Annotated in this window: 12 protein-coding genes; 3 read left to right on the top strand and 9 right to left on the bottom strand. The window is 67.4% G+C overall.

The features are described 5' to 3' along the window. Window positions 1-284: 284 nt before the first annotated feature. Together hpaB and AC5RWU_RS10440 are read right to left on the bottom strand one after the other, a co-directional pair. Window positions 285-1,739: a 4-hydroxyphenylacetate 3-monooxygenase, oxygenase component gene (gene hpaB, locus AC5RWU_RS10445; protein WP_494027832.1), complete on the bottom strand. Its 1,455-nt coding sequence runs from the start codon at window positions 1,737-1,739 to the stop codon at window positions 285-287. A gap of 58 nt (window positions 1,740-1,797) precedes the next feature. Next, window positions 1,798-2,340 (bottom strand): flavin reductase family protein, encoded by a 543-nt coding sequence (locus AC5RWU_RS10440; RefSeq protein ID WP_494036978.1) that lies wholly within the window; start codon window positions 2,338-2,340, stop codon window positions 1,798-1,800. A gap of 133 nt (window positions 2,341-2,473) precedes the next feature. Here AC5RWU_RS10440 and AC5RWU_RS10435 point away from each other — a divergent pair, with 133 nt between their 5' ends. Then, complete coding sequence (locus tag AC5RWU_RS10435; protein ID WP_494027834.1) at window positions 2,474-3,199, top strand: IclR family transcriptional regulator; 726 nt, start codon at window positions 2,474-2,476, stop codon at window positions 3,197-3,199. Window positions 3,200-3,214: 15 nt separating this feature from the next. Here the strand turns inward: AC5RWU_RS10435 and AC5RWU_RS10430 are convergent, their stop codons facing one another. The 6 genes from AC5RWU_RS10430 to AC5RWU_RS10405 form a co-directional block, all read right to left on the bottom strand. After that, on the bottom strand, window positions 3,215-4,483 hold the full coding sequence (locus tag AC5RWU_RS10430) for an MFS transporter (RefSeq protein WP_494027835.1): 1,269 nt from the start codon (window positions 4,481-4,483) through the stop codon (window positions 3,215-3,217). A gap of 85 nt (window positions 4,484-4,568) precedes the next feature. Next, window positions 4,569-7,613 (bottom strand): alpha-mannosidase, encoded by a 3,045-nt coding sequence (locus AC5RWU_RS10425; protein WP_494027836.1) that lies wholly within the window; start codon window positions 7,611-7,613, stop codon window positions 4,569-4,571. 243 nt (window positions 7,614-7,856) lie between these two features. Beyond that, window positions 7,857-9,137: an ROK family protein gene (locus tag AC5RWU_RS10420; protein ID WP_494027837.1), complete on the bottom strand. Its 1,281-nt coding sequence runs from the start codon at window positions 9,135-9,137 to the stop codon at window positions 7,857-7,859. A gap of 74 nt (window positions 9,138-9,211) precedes the next feature. Continuing rightward, entirely contained in the window at window positions 9,212-12,334 is a 3,123-nt protein-coding gene (locus AC5RWU_RS10415) for an AAA family ATPase (protein WP_494027838.1), read from the bottom strand. Then, window positions 12,331-13,500 (bottom strand): exonuclease SbcCD subunit D, encoded by a 1,170-nt coding sequence (locus AC5RWU_RS10410; protein WP_494027839.1) that lies wholly within the window; start codon window positions 13,498-13,500, stop codon window positions 12,331-12,333. Before AC5RWU_RS10410 ends, AC5RWU_RS10415 begins: the two co-directional genes overlap by 4 nt. Window positions 13,501-13,634: 134 nt before the next feature. Then, window positions 13,635-14,510 (bottom strand): aquaporin, encoded by an 876-nt coding sequence (locus AC5RWU_RS10405; protein WP_494027840.1) that lies wholly within the window; start codon window positions 14,508-14,510, stop codon window positions 13,635-13,637. 161 nt (window positions 14,511-14,671) lie between these two features. Between AC5RWU_RS10405 and AC5RWU_RS10400 the strand changes: the two genes are divergently transcribed. Then, the gene (locus AC5RWU_RS10400; protein WP_494027841.1) at window positions 14,672-15,733 is read left to right on the top strand and encodes an ADP-ribosylglycohydrolase family protein; all 1,062 of its coding nucleotides are present in this window, start codon (window positions 14,672-14,674) and stop codon (window positions 15,731-15,733) included. A 12-nt stretch (window positions 15,734-15,745) separates the two neighbouring features. On the opposite strand, the gene AC5RWU_RS10395 is transcribed toward AC5RWU_RS10400, so the two are convergent. Next, complete coding sequence (locus tag AC5RWU_RS10395) at window positions 15,746-16,732, bottom strand: exonuclease domain-containing protein (protein ID WP_494027842.1); 987 nt, start codon at window positions 16,730-16,732, stop codon at window positions 15,746-15,748. Between the two features lie 138 nt (window positions 16,733-16,870). On the opposite strand from AC5RWU_RS10395, the gene AC5RWU_RS10390 reads away from it, so the two are divergent. Beyond that, entirely contained in the window at window positions 16,871-17,491 is a 621-nt protein-coding gene (locus AC5RWU_RS10390) for an HAD family hydrolase (protein WP_494027843.1), read from the top strand. Window positions 17,492-17,521 lie beyond the last annotated feature (30 nt).

Below are 17,521 nucleotides of genomic sequence, written 5' to 3'. Positions count from 1 at the left end.
ATCAAGCCCGCAGCGCTCTCACGCCAAATCCTGGCCCTGACCGCCGACCTGGAAACACTCGCCCTCGCGAAGAAACCCGCAACCCTCAAACCCATCACCAGCGCCTGGAACCACACCCCAAGAACCCACCCATGATGCACTCCCGGCCATGACCTCATCCGGAGAAATTCAAATGAGGCAACGAATCAGTCTTCCCGGAGGTATTGCAATGAGGCAATAGGCCCCCGGATCCGGGCTGGAAAAGGGGGCCGCGGTTGGCTGCGGCCCCCTCTCCGTCCGGGACATTAGTCCTCGCGGTTCAGGAATTCGCGGATGCGGGTGCGGGCGGGTTCGCGGTCGTAGCTGTTGACCAGGGCGGCGGCCATGCGGACGGGATCGCCGAAGAAGAAGTATTCGTAGAGCGACTGGCGGCCGGAGAAGCCGGAGATGGAGGCGTCGAAGGCGAGCTTGAACAGGCGCACGCGTTCGGGTCCGGTGAGCGTCTTGCCCTGCAGGTACTTCTCGATGTCGGCGCGGGCGTCGCTGTTCACGTCGGCCTCGCCGGGCAGGGCCATCAGGCCGGAGGCGGAGAACTTGCGGATGATCTGCGGGAAGCGCTGGGCGATCTTCGGGTACCAGTTGCGGGCAGCATTGAGGGTGGTCCACTTCGGCAGCATGATGCCTTCGTCGCTGAGTTGGGCGTCGGCTTCGGCGGCGCGGACCAGGGCCTTGCCGATTTCGACGTCGACAATAAGTTCCGCGATGTCCTCCTGGATGTGCTGGAAGCCGTCGATGCCGATGGCATCGGCCAGTTCCGAGGCCAGGCCCAGGAAGAATTCGCTCTTGGCGACCGTGCGGGTGACCACCTGATGCGTCATCAGCGCGCCGGCCCCTGTCTCGGCGTACCACGCGTTGCACAGGTCCGGGCGGCCCAGCATGAAGATGCGCTCGTTCGGCACGAAGACATCCTCGAACACCACCACGGCGTCCATTTCCTCGAAGCGGGAGGCCAGCGGCTCATCGAAAGTGCTGCCGCCGTTGTGCAGGGAGGTGCGGCACAGGTAGCGCATGCCCGGAGTGTCGTTGGGCAGCGCGAAGGCGAAGGAGAACGGCGCATCCTCCGGCGTCCCGCGCAGCACGGTGGAGGGGAAAACCAGCAGCTCGTCCGCGATTGGGGCGATGGTGGCCAGCATGCGGGCACCGTTGATGATGATGCCGTCTTCGCGCTCTTCAGTGATGTGGGCCGCGAGCTGGCCACCGAGCTGCTCAGAGCCGGAGACGGAGCGGTTGACCTGCGGCGGGATCAGGGTGTGGGTGGCCAGCAGGTCGTTCTCGCGGGCGAATTCGTAGTACTTCTCGATCCGTTCGCCGAAGACCGGATCGGCCTTTTCGAAGAACTTCTTGGCCGTGCTCAGCGCGGTCAGGGACGAATTCATGTAGTCGCCGGTGCGGCCCAGGAAGCCGTTCGAGTACTGAGCCCAGGTGGAGATCGCGGCGCGCCGCTTCTCAAGGTCCTCGATGGTCCTCGGCACCAGGAAGGAGGCATTCACCAGGTCACCCGTGGTGGGGGACGTATAGGTCAACTTGTCCTGGTACTTGGGGTCGTGCTGCATGTCGAACAGGTGAGCATAAGTGCGCGCATTGTTGCGGAAGGCCGGATGCTCGGCGATCTTCTCGGAAACCACCTCGCCGTCTATCACGACATGGGGGCGCATGGCATTGAGCTTGTCCAGGTACTGCTGTCCGGTACGGATACCCATTGGTTTTCTCCAGTTTCCTCTTTGAATGGCTCTGACAGATGGGAAGGACGACGCCGGCCTACAGGAGGTCCTCGACGCCCAGTTGGCTTTCGGGAATGGTGGTGAAGCCGCTGTTGGCGAAAGCCAGGGCGTCGCCGCTGCGGTAGTTGAAGTCCGTAACCTCGCCCAGGTAGAGGGTGTGGTCGCCGCCGTCGTAGGCGGCCCAGGGATTGCATTCGAAGTACGCGAGAACATTTGACAGCCGCGGGGCCACCTCACCCTCGATCCACAGCGGATCCTGCCCGGGCTTGCCGGCGAAGTGTATCGCCAGGTTGCGTTGCTCCGCACCGAGGATGTTGACCGTGAACGGCCTGCCGGCGAGCTCGTCGTGCGCTTTGGTGCTGCGGGCGATGCTGACCAGGACCAGCGGCGGCTCCATGGAGACCGAGGTGAAGGAATTGACCGTGATGCCGTGGCGCTTGGACACACCGTCAAAAGTCACGATTGCCACACCGGTCGCAAACCGGCCGAGGCTCCCGCGGAAATGGTGCTCCCGGGGCCGGAGGGCTTTGGGCGGAATTCCCGGTTGGGCGGAAATAGCTGACTTGGGGGCGGCAATCATCATCGATCCTCAAGTAGTTCTATAGTTGAACACTTCGTCCTGATATAGAACAATAGACTACTGTGATCCGCTGCACAACCGCAATGGCCAAATTCAAGGCAACCCGCAGGATGCGGGTGATTAGGATGTTCAGATGACCGAGAGCGCAACCAAGACCGGTGCCGCCGCGGCCGCGCATTCCCAGACCCTCTCGCGCGGCATCCGCGCCCTGGAAATTCTGGCCGAGGCCCCCTCCCCCATGACCATCGCCGAGCTGGCCAAAGCATTGGGCGTGCACCGGTCCGTCGCCTACCGGATCCTCCGCACCCTGGAGGACCACTCGCTGCTGATGCGTGACGAAACCGGACGCGTCCAGGCCGGCCCGGGACTCGCCGCACTGGCCCGAGGGGTCTCCCGCGATCTGCAGTCGGCAGCGCTTCCGGAACTGGCGGAACTGGCCAATACCCTGGGCATGAGTGCCTTCGTCGCGGTCTGGGACCAGCACGACTGCGTGACCCTGGTGAATGTCGAACCCAGGCATTCGTCCGCGGCCCTGGTCCAGCGGCCCGGCACCCGGCACTCCTTCAGCGCCGGCGCACCGGGCATCGCCATCCAGTCGGCCCTGACCGAAGCCGAATGGGCACGCCAGGCACCCGGCAAGCCCTACCGCCCCGAGGCACGGACGGCACGGGAGGTCGGGTATGCGGTCAGCCATGACGAAGTGATTCCGGGCGTGTCCTCAGTTGCCGCCCCCATCAAGGTGGCGGGGCAGCTGCCGGCGGCCATCGCCGTCGTCTATATCCGCACCGACCGGCATGTGCTGGAAATCGGGCAGCTGCTGGTGCGCAGTGCCCGGGCCATCGAGGCGCAGCTGCGCTGAGCGCGCCGGCGCGGTTCAGCGCCGGCGCCTCCGCAGTGCCAAATGCGCGGTGGTGCCCACCGCCAGCAGCAGGACGGCAGCCGCTGCGGGGACTGTGAAGGCTGCCGCGTGGTCCGCTGCCTCGGCAATCGTGCCGGCCGCCGCCGAACCGAGGGCCACACCGACCACCACGCCACTGGCCAGCAGCGTCATTACTGTTCCCAACCTCTCCTTCGGAGATAACTGGCTGGCGATGCTGAACACGGTCACCATGATCGGCCCCACCGGCAGGCCCAGGACCAGCAGTACCAGGACCATCGGCGGGACCTCGCCAGGCAGGAACACCAACGGCACCAGCAGCACCATGAACCCGGCGGAAATGACCCAGCGCAGCGAATAGCCGATGGTCTGTGGCCAGTAGGCCACGGACAGTGCAGTAACGGCCGAGCTCAGCCCGATCACCGCATAAAGCAGGCCGCCGGATTCCGGCGCGCCGAAACTGCCGGCGAAGGCCGTCAAGGCAGCCTGCATCGAACCGAAGAACGTTCCCATCAGGATCATTCCGAGCACAGGAACCGCAATCAGACCCCAGCCGGCGGCCTTCCGGGCACCGGCCCGGACAACCTTCCGGCTGCGCTGCTGCTCGACCAGCGACCGGGGCATCGGCACCACGGCCCGGTGTGTTGGATGCACGGCAAAGGCGACCACCAGGGTAACGGTCAGGACCGCCGCCAGCGCCAGCGGCAGCCATGGTGCCGCGAGGCTGGCGAGCACTCCTACCAGCGCCGGGCCGAGCACGAAGGTCAGTTCGTCGGCGGTGCTCTCATAGGACAGTGCCGCATCGCGGTCGCTGTTGCCTTCCTGGCCCGCGGTCAGGGCTATCCAGCGCACCCGTGCCAGCGGCCCCACCTGCGGACAGGTGATGCCCGCGGCGAAGGCTGCGGCCAGCACGACGGCGGCCGGCAGCATCTGCCCGGCGGCCAGGTACGTTGTGACCACCAGGGCGATGACGGCCACGGCGTTGGCCAGGGCGGAAATGATCAGGACGGGGCGCTGGCCCTGCCGGTCGGCCAGGTAACCGATAGCGGGAGCGCCCACGGCGGAGCCGATGCCGACGGCTCCGGCGGCCGTACCGCCAATGGCATAGGACTGGCTGGCGGCGGTCACCATGGTCAGCGCGCCCACGGTCAGCATGCCCACAGGCAGCCGCGCGAAAAAGGCAATGGGAAGGAAACTGCGGCCGACGAGCCGCGGCAGGCGGGCGTAGCGGCCGGCTACGGAGGTGAAAACGGATGATGCAGACATGTTTTTCCGGTCGGTCAAGGGTGCGCAACGTCCCGCCACCCGATGCGCCCGACCCGGATACACCTCAATCTTACCCGCCTCGATCCTACCCTCCGGGCCGGCCAGGGCGGCGCAGCCTCAGCGTCACCAACTGGAACGGCCGCAGCTGAAGCTGCACCTCGGACCCTTCGCGGGCCAGCGAGCATCTGGTGTCGGAATACGGCCGTTCCAGCAGGTCTGTCTCCTGCACATCCGCAATGTCGAATCCCAGCGAAACCACCGCCCGCGCCCGTCCGCCATAGGCCTCGTACAGCCGGACGACGACGTCGCCGCTGCGGTCCTCCGCGGCTTTGACCGCTTCGACGACGACGGCCGGGTTGTCCACGCGCAGCAGCGGCACCAGCGCTGCTCCGGCCACGTCCCGCACCTCGCGCAGCGGCAGGTTCATGCGGTACCCCTCCGCAACGGCATCGGCGATCTGTGCGCCGATCCGAAGCGAGACGCGCATGCTGTTGGGACCCTGGTCGGCTTCCGGATCGGGATACAGGGGCGCCCGCAGCAGCGAGACGCGCACCTGCGTGGTGGTGCCGCCGTCGGCCCTGCCGACGCGGGCAATGTCATGCCCATAGCTGGCGCTGTTGGCAACCGCCAGCCCGTAGCCGGCCTCGCCAATGTGGACCCAGCGGTGCGCCACGGTTTCGAAGCGGGCCGAGTCCCAGGACGTATTGGAATGCGTGGGGCGGTGGATGTGGCCGAACTGGATTTCCGAGGCCGCCCGGTCCGCGTGGATGTCCGCCGGTATGGCGAGTTTCAGCAGTTTCTGGCGTTCCTGCCAGTCAATCTCGTAGGACAGCTGCACACTGGGCAGGCCGCCGGTGAGGGTGATGATCTCCTCGAGCCGGGACGAACCGAAGGTGCGGGTGATATGCAGCGATGCTTCGCCGTCGTCCGTTTTGAGGATGACTGAGTCGGCCGTGCGCAGTTCCTGGACGTTGCGCCGGTAATGCTCATCGATGTCCCACGCATCCCACTGGTTCGGCGTGTCCCTGAACAGCTGCAGCAGGTTCCCCACCGCGCCGGGCGGCAGCACCTGGCGGTCGGCGCGCCGGTCCAGCAGGGAGATGATCAACCCGTTGGCATCCACTTCAAGTTCCACATACTCGTTGCCCAGGAGGTATCGGCCGCCGGCCTCGCGCGCCGTTACGTTTCCCCGCGGCTTCCGGCCCCCGGCACCCAGGGCCGGTACGCCTTCCACCGGATACGGTCCCGCATTGACGGTGGTCCGGGCGTCTCCGCTGCCCAGCAGCGAACGCAGGGACGCCGCGATCCGGGACTCCAGGATGCCCGCCACCCGCCGGTAGTCCGCCTCGGCCTGGTCATGCACCCACGCGATCGAGGAGCCGGGCAGGATGTCATGGAACTGCAGCAGCAGCACGGTGTGCCAGGCTGCTTCCAGCTCGTCATAGGGATAGTCCGCGCCGCTGCGCACCATGGCTGTGGCGGCCCAGAGTTCGGCTTCCCGGAGCAGATGCTCGCTGCGGCGGTTGCCCTGTTTGGTGCGGGCCTGCGAGGTGTACGTGCCGCGGTGGAACTCCAGGTAGAGCTCCCCGCTCCACACCGGTGCCTGCGGATATTCGGCCTCCGCGGTCTCGAAGAAGCGGCGCGGACTGGACAGTTGCACCTTCGGCGACCCTTCCAGGTTCCCGGTCCGGCGCGCGGCGGCAATCATTTCCCGGGTGGGCCCGCCGCCGCCGTCGCCCCAGCCAAATGGCGCCAGCGAGGTGTTGGCCGCCCCCTTCTCGCGGTACTGCCGCTGCGCCCGGGCAAGTTCGCGTCCGGACAATTCGGAGCTGTAGGTGTCGATGGGCGGGAAGTGGGTGAAGATCTCCGTGCCGTCGATCCCGGACCACCGGAAGGTGTGGTGCGGCATGATGTTGGTTTCATTCCAGGAGATCTTCTGGGTCAGGAACCAGCGGGAACCGGCTGCCGCCACGATCTGCGGCAGGGCCGCGGAGTAGCCGAAGGAGTCCGGGAGCCAAACCTCCAGCGGCTCAATGCCGAATTCCTCCATGAAGAAACGTTTCCCCGCCACGAACTGGCGGGCCATCGCCTCTCCCCCGGGCATGTTGGTGTCCGCTTCCACCCACATGCCGCCCACAGGCACGAACCGGCCGGCGGCGGCTTTGGCCCGCACACGTTCGAACAACTCAGGGTACCGCTCCTTCAGCCAGGCAAATTGCTGCGCGGAGGACGCGGCGAAGACGAAGTCCGGATCCCGCTCCATGAGGTCGACGGCATTGGAGAAGGTCCGCGCCACCTTGCGGACCGTTTCGCGGACCGGCCAGAGCCAGGCGCTGTCGATGTGGGCATGCCCCACGGCATGCAGGCGGTGGGCCGAGGCGTAGGCCGGACTGGCCAGCACCGGAGCCAGGGCCTGGCGGCCGGCGGCCGCCGTACCGCCGACGTCGTGCGGGTCGATGAGGTCTATGGCGTGCTCCAGGGCGCGCGTGATTTCCGCCCGGCGGGGCAGGTCCTGCGGCAGTTCGTGCAGCAGCCCGTGCAGAGTCCAGAAGTCCTGCGCCAGCTCCCAGACCTGCCGGTCCAGCAGCGCCATCCGGATTTCGCCCAGCCGGTACAGCGGCTCCGTCCCCGCCGTCGCCGGGTCCCCGTTGGGCGTGGGCCGGAACTGCCAGCCCTGGGTCAGGTCCGGGTTGGAAGCGGCCTCGACCAGGAACTCGACGCGTCCACCGGGAGCAATGTCCAGCGGTACGGCCCGGTTCAGCGGCTCGACGCCCTTGAGGACGGTGCCGTCCGGACCGTAGACGAGTCCCTCGGTCTGGAAGCCCGGTGCGGTCGTGCTGAAGCCAAGATCGACAGTGGCCTCCAGTTCCAGCCCGCCGCCCAGCGGCCAGTCCGCCGGCACCACGCCGGTGGCGCGGAACCAGGTGGTGCCCCAGGGCCTGCCCCAGGGCGTGCCGGGAGTGATCGGCCGATACGTCTGTCCGGCGGCTGCGCTGAACGGCACAGGTTCCCCCGGTGCATCCCAGGCCTCGACGGACAGGGCCCGGGCCTCCCGGTAGATGGCCGGCGCGAGCCGTTCGGCCATGAACCGGTCGATCCGGCGGTATACCTGACGTACGTCGTCGTGCATGCGTTGGACACTACCTTCCGGGCCACGGGATTCCGCCGTCGGATCGGCACTTGCAACCGGCACCCGCACCGGGACTTCGCCGGTCCGCGCGGCTTGGCGCCGTGCTCCTTGGTACCGGACACCAACTGAATTCCGAGGGCCTGAACGGCAGACCGATCAGCGGCTACTACACCCCTAATAATAAAGTCAATAGAATTATGGGCCAAATGCCTCCCACCGACCGCAGGGCCCGGCCTGCAGGGCCTAGCCCGCAGCGCGGCCGGTATCCCTGTCCGCTTCCAGCAGGAGCCGCTGCGAGCTCGGCGAATACGCCTGCTCCAGCACCAGGCAGGCCGCGCCCACAGCCCCGACGTCCTCGCCGACACCGGTGCCGACCATCGTGACCTTGTGGATCTGGTGGACAATGTTCATGCTGTCCAGCAGATCCGGAATCCGCTCGAAATACGCCTTGGACAGCCGCCGCCAGAACGGGCCGCCGAAGACCACACGGTCCAGATCGAGGACATTCGTCAGCACGGAGACCGCCTTGGCGATGCGCATCGCCGATCGATCGATGATGCCCGCTGCTGCGGCGTTGCCCGATTCGGCCAGCGCGCACAGCTTGGTGAACTGTCCGTCGACGGTTTGCGCCTCGCCGTCGAAGCGGACGTCCTCGAGGACGCCCTCCCGGATGGCTTCGGCCACAAGATTCTGCGGCAGGCAGGAAACCGCGATGCAACCGCGCATGCCGCAGAAGCAATCGGGCCCGTCGGGATCGCCGATAATGTGGCCGATCTCCCCCGCATTGTCGGAAGAGCCCCGCAGCACCTCGTCACGCAGCACCAGGCCGGCACCAATGCCGGTGCCCAGGTAGAAGAACACGAAGCTGCCCATGCCGCTGGGACCGCCGGCCCACATTTCCGCCACCGCAGCCGCTGTAACATCTTTGTCCACCAGGACGGGCAGCCCGGTCGCAGCGGCCAGGCCGTCGCGCAGCGGTACGCGGCGCCAGCCGGGCAGCAGCGGCGCGTCCACGATCGTGCCCGTCGCCGAATCCAGCGGCCCTGGTGCGGCCACACCCAGGCCCAGCAGCTTCTGCCGATCGATGCCCGATGACTCGATCAGCTCCGCCACGTTGTCGGCAATGAAGCAGATGGTTGCGTCCGGATCGCTGGCAGGCGGTGTCTGCCGCGTGGAGTGGGCCGCCACTTTGCCGGTGAAGTCGAGGATCACGAAAGTGACGACCGCCGGATCGATATGGACACCCGCAGCGTACAGCCCCGCAGGATTGAGCCGCAGGATGGTCCGCGGCTTGCCCGGTCCGGAAATCTCCTTGCCGACCTCGGCGATCAGGTCCTGTTCGAGGAGGCGGCGGCAGATATTCGAAATAGTCTGCGCGGACAGCCCCGTAGCCTTGGCCACTTCCACGCGGCTCAGCCCGTCCGTCGAGCGGCGGATGGTGTCCAGAATGACCCGCTGGTTGAAGTCCCCCATCAGCGGCAGGTTGGTCCCGCGACGGCTCTTGCCGTCCTTACCAGAAGCCATTTATTGCTCCCTTTCAATCTGAGAGAAGAATACAGGGGACACGGCATTGGCCAGGCCAACCCGCGTCCGGCCGGTCACGCCGCGGGCGCCTCGATGGCGGCGAACTTCAGCGTTGAGCCGTTCCGCCCCTTGACGACCTGGAGCTGGGCACCGACCCGCAGCTTCATTTCCGCCACATGGCTGACCAATCCGACGACACGGCCTCCGTCCCGCAGGCCTTCCAGGGCATCCATGACCTGCTCAAGGGCCTGGTCGTCCAGGCTGCCGAATCCTTCGTCCACGAACAGCGTTTCAATGTCGACTCCGCCCGCTTCCTGCTGGACGACGTCCGCCAGTCCGAGTGCCAGCGCCAGCGAAGCCATGAACGACTCCCCGCCGGACAGCGTCGCTGTGTCCCGCTGGTGCCCGGTCCATTCATCCGTGACATGCAGCCCCAGGCCTGACTTGCGTCCCCGGGCGGCCAGCGAATCGCTGTAGACAAGGGTGTACCGTCCATCCGTCATGGCCGACAACCGTTCAGATGCCGCGATGGCAACCTGCTCCAACCGGGCCGCCAGCACATACGTATTCAGCGTCATGCGGTAGCTGTTCTCGCCGTTTCCCCGGGCGGAATCCGCCAGCCCCTGCAACCGTTCGAAACGGTCCCGCAGCGGGACAGCGGCGTCAAGTTCGCGTGCCAGTTCCCCCGCGCAGGCATCCAGCTGCAGGACGGATGCCCGCAGCAGGCCAAGCTGCACGTCGGCGTTCCGGATGGCACCGGACAGCTGGGCCAACTGCCCCTGAAGCTGTTCCAGATCCGCTTCGGAGGGAACCGCCAGCCCCTGGGCCCGTTCGGCGAGCGCCGTTTCGATGTCGGCGGATTCGCGCAGGATCCGGATGCGCTGCCTATCCATGGCGTACCGCTCGCAGAATTCCTCCAGTCCGGTGCGGATGTCATCGTCCAGCAGCGCCGCCCGGGCCTGCTCCAGATCGTCGAACACGGACTGCTCGACGGCGGCAGCCAGGGAGCGTTCGGCCCGTGCGCTTTCATCACGCGCACTGCCATGCCGGTGCAGTTCCGCTGTGCAGGCATCGTACAGGGCCAGGGCCTGCCGCAGGTCCGCAGCCCGGTCCGCCAGGCTCGGGTAGCCTTCCCGAAGCAGTTCCAGTTTCGCCGCCGCGTCCTTGATCTCGTCCGCCAGCGACGCTTCGGCGGTATGGAGCCGGGCCAGCTCCACTTCATTGTCCTGGCTGGCCGTCGCCAGTTCCGCCTGCTCCCGCTGCATGTCCGCCAATGCGGCCGCGGACTCCTCGAGCCGGCGGGCGGCGTCCGCGGCCTCGGCCTGCTCGGCTGCCGCCAGCTCCGACTGCTCCACGGCCTCTGCCAGCATGCCGGTTCCGCCCTGGGCGGCCAGGCCGGCCAATTCGCGTTCGGCCTCCGCCAAGGCGGCACCGGCCTGCTCAAGGACGCTCTCCGCCCGCTGCTGTGCAGCTTGGGCGGCTTCCTCATCCTCCGGGCGGATCAAGGCGCCATCGGCAGCCTTCGCCGGGCGGGGATGCTCCATGCTGCCGCAGACCGGACAGTCCACGCCCGTTTCCAGCGTCGCAGCGAGCTCCGCCGCGGCCTGTTCCAGCCGCCGCTGCATCAGCCGCAGCCATTCTTCCTTCAACCGCAGATGCTCGGCACGCGCAGCATCCCGGTCCTGCGTCCGGGCCTGCACCCTTTCGCGGCACCCGCGGTACTCCTCGATGATCCGGACCAACGCAGCAGCTGCCTCCGCCCGTGCCCGCCGCTGGTCCAGCGCCGAAGCGGCAGCGGCAGTCTCCTCGTGCAGTGTCCTGGCCGCTTCGATGCCGGCAGCCAGCCGCTGCAATTGTCCGGTCAGCTCGGCCTGTTCGGCTTCGCGGGCGCGGATGGCCTGCCGTTTGGAACCGAGGTCTTCGGTCTTGCGCAGCTGCCGTTGTTCGTCCGGAAGGGCCGCCTCGACCCTGCCTGCCTCCGCCCTTGCCCGGCCGGCCGCGGCCGACAGCAGTTCCAGCGACAGCAGACCGGCGGTATCCTGTCCGGCTGTCCATTCCGGCGGGAACAGGGCGCCGTCTGCGGGGACGACTGGTCCGCCGGCGAGGTAGCGGGCCGCCAGATCATGCTGCAGCACCTTCGCGGACGCTTCTGCTGCCGCCTGCGCCGCCTGGCTTTCCCGGGCTGCCGCCTCCTGCTGCGCACTCATCACGGGGACCAGCAATTCCGCGGAGCGGTGCGCGGCCAGCCGGCGCAGCGCATCGTCGTGGTCCTGCCGCGCAGCCGCCAGCTCCGCTTCAGACTGCTCGAGTCCGCCCAGTTTCTTGCCCCGGTCGTGCCGTGCGGCCAGCACCTCGCACCGGCCGCGCAGCTCCGTGTGCTCTTCGGTTGCGGCGCCGAGCTCCCGCTCGGCTGCCTCCACCTTGCCGGACAGCGCGGTCCGGAAGCCGGCCAGAAGTTCTCCGTCAGGGACAGTCCCGGCCACCATGGCTTCGAGTTCTGCAGCCTCCTCAGGCTCAGCGTGGCGCAGCACCTCGCCCAGGGCGCGCCGGCGCAACTGCGCCAGTCCGGCTTCGGCGTCCGTGCAGGCTGCCTTCGCCTCCGCGGCGTCTGCGGCGAGCCGCTTCTCGACCAGCTCGAAGCGTTCGGTGCCGAACAGTTGTTGGAGCAGATCCAGCCGTTCGGCGGCCGGTGACCGCAGGAACGCCGCAAAGTCGCCCTGAGGAAGCAGGACGACCTTGGTGAACTGCTCCCGGTCCATGCCGAGCAGGGCGGTAATCTCCGCGCCTGCCTCGTCATTGCGTGCGGACTTCTGCACCCATTCGCCGTCGATCCGTTCCCGCAGGAGCGTCCTGGCCTGTTCAGTGGTCATGCCGCTGCCATTGGCGCGCTTGGAAGGCCTGAGCCACTGGGGGCTCCGGGTCACTTCGAAACGGCGTCCGCTGGCGCTGAATTCACAGACGACTTCCGGGGCTACTCCGGTACCGGCATGGTCGCTGCGCAGCCGCTTCCCCTCGTGCCTGGCGCCCGGAACCTGGCCGTAGAGGGCGAAACAGATCGCGTCCAGGACGCTGGTCTTGCCGGCTCCCGTTGGACCGTTGAGCAGGAACAGACCGTCGGCGCTCAGCTCATCGAAGTCCACAGTCTGCCGGTCTGCGAAGGGTCCGAAAGCCTGGACCTCAAGCCGGTGGATCCTCACAGCGCCGCCTGTTCCGACTGTACTTTTTCCAATGTGTCGCGGAGGACCGCCTGTTCGGCCTCGTCCGCCGCCCGTCCGCGCACGTGTTCCAGGAAGCCGCAGCAGACGTCCAGGTCGCTCCGCGCGGTGGAGAGCCGCTGGCTGTAGGTGGCGGCTTCGGTGCGGCCGCCGGCTGGTTCGAAGGCCAGCACCAGGGTGTCCGGAAAGCGTGTCCGCAGCCTTTCCATGGCCTGGCGGGGACGCTCGTCGTCCGTCAGTGTCACATGGCAGTAAGCGTCTTCGGCCCAGTCGTGCTCCGGGGCCTGGAGGAGGTCCTCGAGCGGGCCCCGTAGCACGGCAAGCCTGCGCGCGGCAGGCCATTCGACACGTTCGACGGACCGGAGTCCGGCCCCGTCGAACTCAACCAGCCAGCCGCCCTTCTCCTGGCGCGCCTCGGAAAAGGAATACGGCAGCGGCGAACCACTGTAACGCACCGATTCACTCAGGGTCTGCAGCCCGTGGAGGTGGCCCAGCGCCACGTAGTCGATGCCGTCGAAGAGGTCCAGCGGGACGGCCCCGACACCGCCGATATTAAGATCCCGCTCGCTGTCCGAGGTGATGCCGCCGCTGGCGAAGGTATGCGCCAGCACCACCGAATGGACGGGACCGCCCGCTTTCGCCCTGGCCGCCAGATCATCGCGGATCCGGCCGAGCGCGGCGCGGAGCACACCGGTGTGGGTCGGCGCTTCGGCTTCCAGCTCATCGGCGGCCAGCCGCGGTTCCAGGTAGGGGATGCCGTAGATGGCCAGCTGCGCGTCCTCCGCGCCGGGAAGCGTGCGGACGACCGCGGCCGGGATGTCGGGGATGCGGGTGCGCAGGTGGACTCCGCCACGGCTGAGGACGCGGCTGCCGAATCCCAGCCGGGCCGGGGAATCATGGTTGCCGCTGGTCAGCACCACCTCGACCCCTGCCTCTGCCAGCCGGGCCAGGGCCTCATCGAAGAGGTTCACGACGTCGACGCCGGGAAGCGCCCGGTCGTAGACGTCGCCGGCGATCAGCAGGATGTCCACCTGCCGGTCGTCGACCGTCTTGAGCAGCTGGTCGACGAAGTTCCGCTGGGCGTCCAACATCCCGACGCCATGGAAGGACCGCCCGAGATGCCAGTCTGAAGTGTGCAGCAACCGCATGTTTTTAAGCTACCGGCCGGGTCGGACATAATCCGGAACCGCCACTCGGGAACCGGCCCGGAGCACCATCCGTCGCAGGAAAGGTGCCCCGGGCTGTCCCGCCTGCCGCAGTCTGCAAGCCGGCGGGCCGGGGCCTATTTCCGGCCCGGGCCGTCAAAGAAATCACGGGCATCGTCGGCCTCGGTGCGGGCCGGCTCCTGCGGTGCCGCTGCCCCGTGGGCCGGTGCCTGGGGAGCGGACGCGGCAACCGCGCCCGCGGCATCTCCGGGCGTGCCGGCGTCGTCAGCAGCCGTGACAGCGGCAGCAGCCGGCGCACCGGCGAAATCAATGCTCCGGTAGACCAGTCCGGCGACCGCAGCGCCGAGCAGCGGCGCAGCCCAGAACAGCCACAGCTGTCCAGCGGCGGCGCTTTCGGCAAAGTAGACCACCGCCGTCGAGCGCGCAGGGTTCACGGAGCCGTTGGTGATCGGCGCGAGCAGCGTCAGCAGCACGGCGTAGGTCAGGCCGATGGCAAACGGCGCTGCAGCTTTGTGTGCCCGGCGTGATGTAGCGCCCAGGAAGACCGCGACGAAGATGGCAGCAGCCACGAATTCCGCCAGGAAAGCGCTGGCGAGCGGGAACTGCGCCTGGGACCGCTCGGCGAAACCATTGCCGGCCACGGAGAAGAACTGCTGGGAGTTGGGGCCAAGCTGCGGGTGCGCGATGACCAGGACCCACAGGATCAGGGCAGCCAGTGAAGCACCGACGACCTGCGCAATGAAATAGGGCAAAACGCTCTTCCAGGAGGTACGTCCCGCCAGTGCCGCACCTAGGGTCACAGCGGGATTGAAATGTCCGCCGGAGACATAGCCGAAGGCAATGACGGCAGCCACCAAGGCCAGGCCGAACGCCAGCGCGGGCGTCACACCTCCCTGCGCCGCGAAGATCGTACTGCCGACGCCGGCCAGCACCAGCAGGAACGATCCCGCTGCCTCGGCTGCCGAACGTGCCATCAGCCCGTATGTTTTCATCTGGAAAAGCCATCCTTCCACTCGTCGTCGGTTGCGCCCGCCGATCCACGGCCCGGGCGCAAACCACCTCACCCTCGCAGACTATTCTGAGAGGTACCTGAAGGGGAGCCGAACACGGCTTGGAGGCGGCTCCCGGCGCCCATTGCGCCTAAGCTGGAGGAGTGACTTCCTCCCCCGGTTTTGCGTCCAAGGTCCGCGGCTGCCTCCTGGGCGGTGCGCTCGGTGATGCCCTCGGTTATCCCGTTGAATTCAGCTCGCTGGAAAAGATCCGGGCGGACTACGGTGCCGCCGGGCTCATCGACTTCTCCCAATTGGCCGGACCGGCGCAGTTTTCCGATGACACACAGCTGACCCTGTACACCGTCGACGGCTTGGTCGAAGCGCTCGAATGGGCCAACGACGGTGTGCCCGCAGATGAAACCGCCTGCCTCTGGCTGGCCTATCTGCGCTGGTTTGCCACCCAAGGCGGGGTCACGCCGGCGTCCGCTCCACGGCCCCAGCCGCGCTGGCTGGACGCCCAGCCTGTCATGCACCACCGCCGGGCCCCGGGCGAGGCGTGCCTGAGCGGACTGGCGACCGGGGAAATGGGCACGCTCGCCCGGCCGGTGAACCGCGATTCGAAGGGCTGCGGCACTGTGATGCGATCGGCCCCCTTCGGCCTGATTCCCTTCATCCCCCTGGACAGCCTGTACAAGCTCACCGTCGACGCCGCTGCCCTGACGCACGGACATCCGTCGGCGCACCACAGTGCCGCGGTCTTCGGCAACCTGATCCACCGGCTCGTGAACGACGGCGGTTCCCTCACCGACGCTGCCGGTGCCGCCCTGGAGCGCGCCCGGCAGGAGGAAGCCACGGAGCTTACGGACCGGCTGGAGACCGCCATCGACCTTGCCGATCCGGACCGCGGCCCGCTTCCGGCGGCCGACATGACGGCCGCCCTTGGCCAGGGGTGGGTTGCCGAAGAGGCCCTCGCGATCGCCGCCTACGCCGTCCTGGCGACGGCCGGAAGCGGCAGTCCGGAGGAGCACTTCCGGGCGGCGGTGGCAGCGGCGGTGAACCACGACGGCGACAGCGACTCGACCGCCTCCATTGCCGGCAACATCCTGGGAGCCTATTACGGCACCGAGGCGCTTCCGGCGGCATGGCTGGCTGCGCTGGAAGGCCGCGACGTGGTGGACGCGATGGCTGACGCCCTGCTCAAGGTCACAACGGCCCCGGCTTAGCCCCGGTGCTGGTCAGCTGCCGCCGATCATCTGCAGGAACTCCCCTTCGGACAGCACCTCGATCTGCTGGCCGCGTTCATGCAGGTCCAGCACCCGCTTCGCCTTGCTGGTGACACGTCCGGAGCGCAGGTCCGCGGCGACGAAACCGTCGCCCACCACCAGCACCGTGGTCCGGCGGGTGACGTTGCTGGCGGGCTGGGCGCCCAGATCAGCGGCCCGCTCCTTGGCCCGCTGCCGGGAGATGCCCAGATTTCCGGTAAACACCACTGTCTGGCCGAACAACGGATGGGAGCTGTCCGCCGCCGGATTCGCCAGCGGGTTGGGACCCTCCTCCGGCCAGGGCGCCCACGTCCGCCGTGCGTCAGCTCCGGCGGCGAGCCGGGCGCGCGCGTCCCGGGTCGCCTTGGAGATCACCGAGGTCCCCGGCTCGTAGGCGCCGGAACGGGACACCGGCAGACTCATGGCGGCCAGGAGCTCCGCCACGCTGCCGGCATTGTTCCTCGCGGCAATGTCGATCATGATTCCGGCACAGGCGCGGGCATCTTCGACGGCGTCATGATGGTTCAGGAGCGGAACACCGGCCGCTTCGGCCACGAAGGGCAGGGAATAGGACACGAGGCTGTAGTTCCGGCGGGACAGGATGACGGTGCAGGCGTAGTCGTAGGCCGGCCCGGCAAGATCGGAGACTTCCAGCGCCGAACGGATCACGCCCAGATCGAAGGCCGCATTGTGGGCCACCAGCAGGTCGTCTCCGATGAACGCGCCGATCTCCGGAAAGAGGTCGCCGAAGCGCGGCGCGTCGGACACCATCTCCGGCCGGATACCGTGGATCTGCACGTTCCGGGGATCGAAGTGGTCGTGGCCGGCCGGCGGACGCATCAGCCAGGATGCCTCTTCGACGACCCTGCCGCCGCGGACCTTGGTCAGTCCCACGGAACAGGGCGATCCCCGGAATCCGTTCGCTGTCTCAAAGTCGATTGCCGTGAACTCAATTCCCACGCAGTTAAGGCTACCTGCGCAGGTTGCTGGATTCGGGCCACTGCGGGCGTGAGGCGCACCATGTCCAGCACCCGGATGTTACGCAATGTTCACGTATCCGTCAGCTTCAAAACGGCACCGCAGCCGTACCCTGACCTTATGCGCGAACTCCCACGGAACGACCATTGGTATCTCTTCGACTATGGCATGGTCATCTCCACCGCGCCCGAAGAAGCGGACTGGGACGCACTCGAGGAAGCTGCCGGCGTCGAACTTCGCGACCCGTCCAGCTTCTACTGGAAGCACCGGCTGGATTTCGACGAAGGCAAGCTCAGTTCCCGCGACTATTGGAGCCTTGCCCTGCAGCGACCGGTGAGCATCGGGCTGTCCAACCAGCTGGACGCCCTGGATGCCAACCAGTGGTCGCACATCAACCTGGATACCCTGGATGTCCTGGAGGCGCTGAATGCGAGCGGCGCCCAGCTCGCGCTGCTGTCCAACATGCCGGCGGCCATGGCCGAACAGTTCGCCAGCGCCCCGTGGACCAAGTACTTCGCGCAGCTGTTTTTCAGCTCCAGGATCGGCATGGTCAAGCCGGACCCGCGAGTCTTCCACCACGTTCTGGCCGTCATCGGCGCCCAGCCGGACCATGTCATCTTCGTCGACGACAAGGAAGCCAACATTGCGTCGGCCCGGTCCCTTGGCATCACGACCATCCACCACATTCACGGAATCGATCTCCAGAGCGAACTGTCCTCGCTGCAGCCGCTGCCGCTGTAGCCGCACTGCTGCAGCCGCGAAAAGGGCGGC

It is taken from the genome of Arthrobacter sp. B0427-1-12, assembly GCF_059092905.1.
The sequence above is the reverse complement of the archived record's forward strand: the minus strand, read 5'-3'. Positions and strand labels throughout refer to the sequence as shown.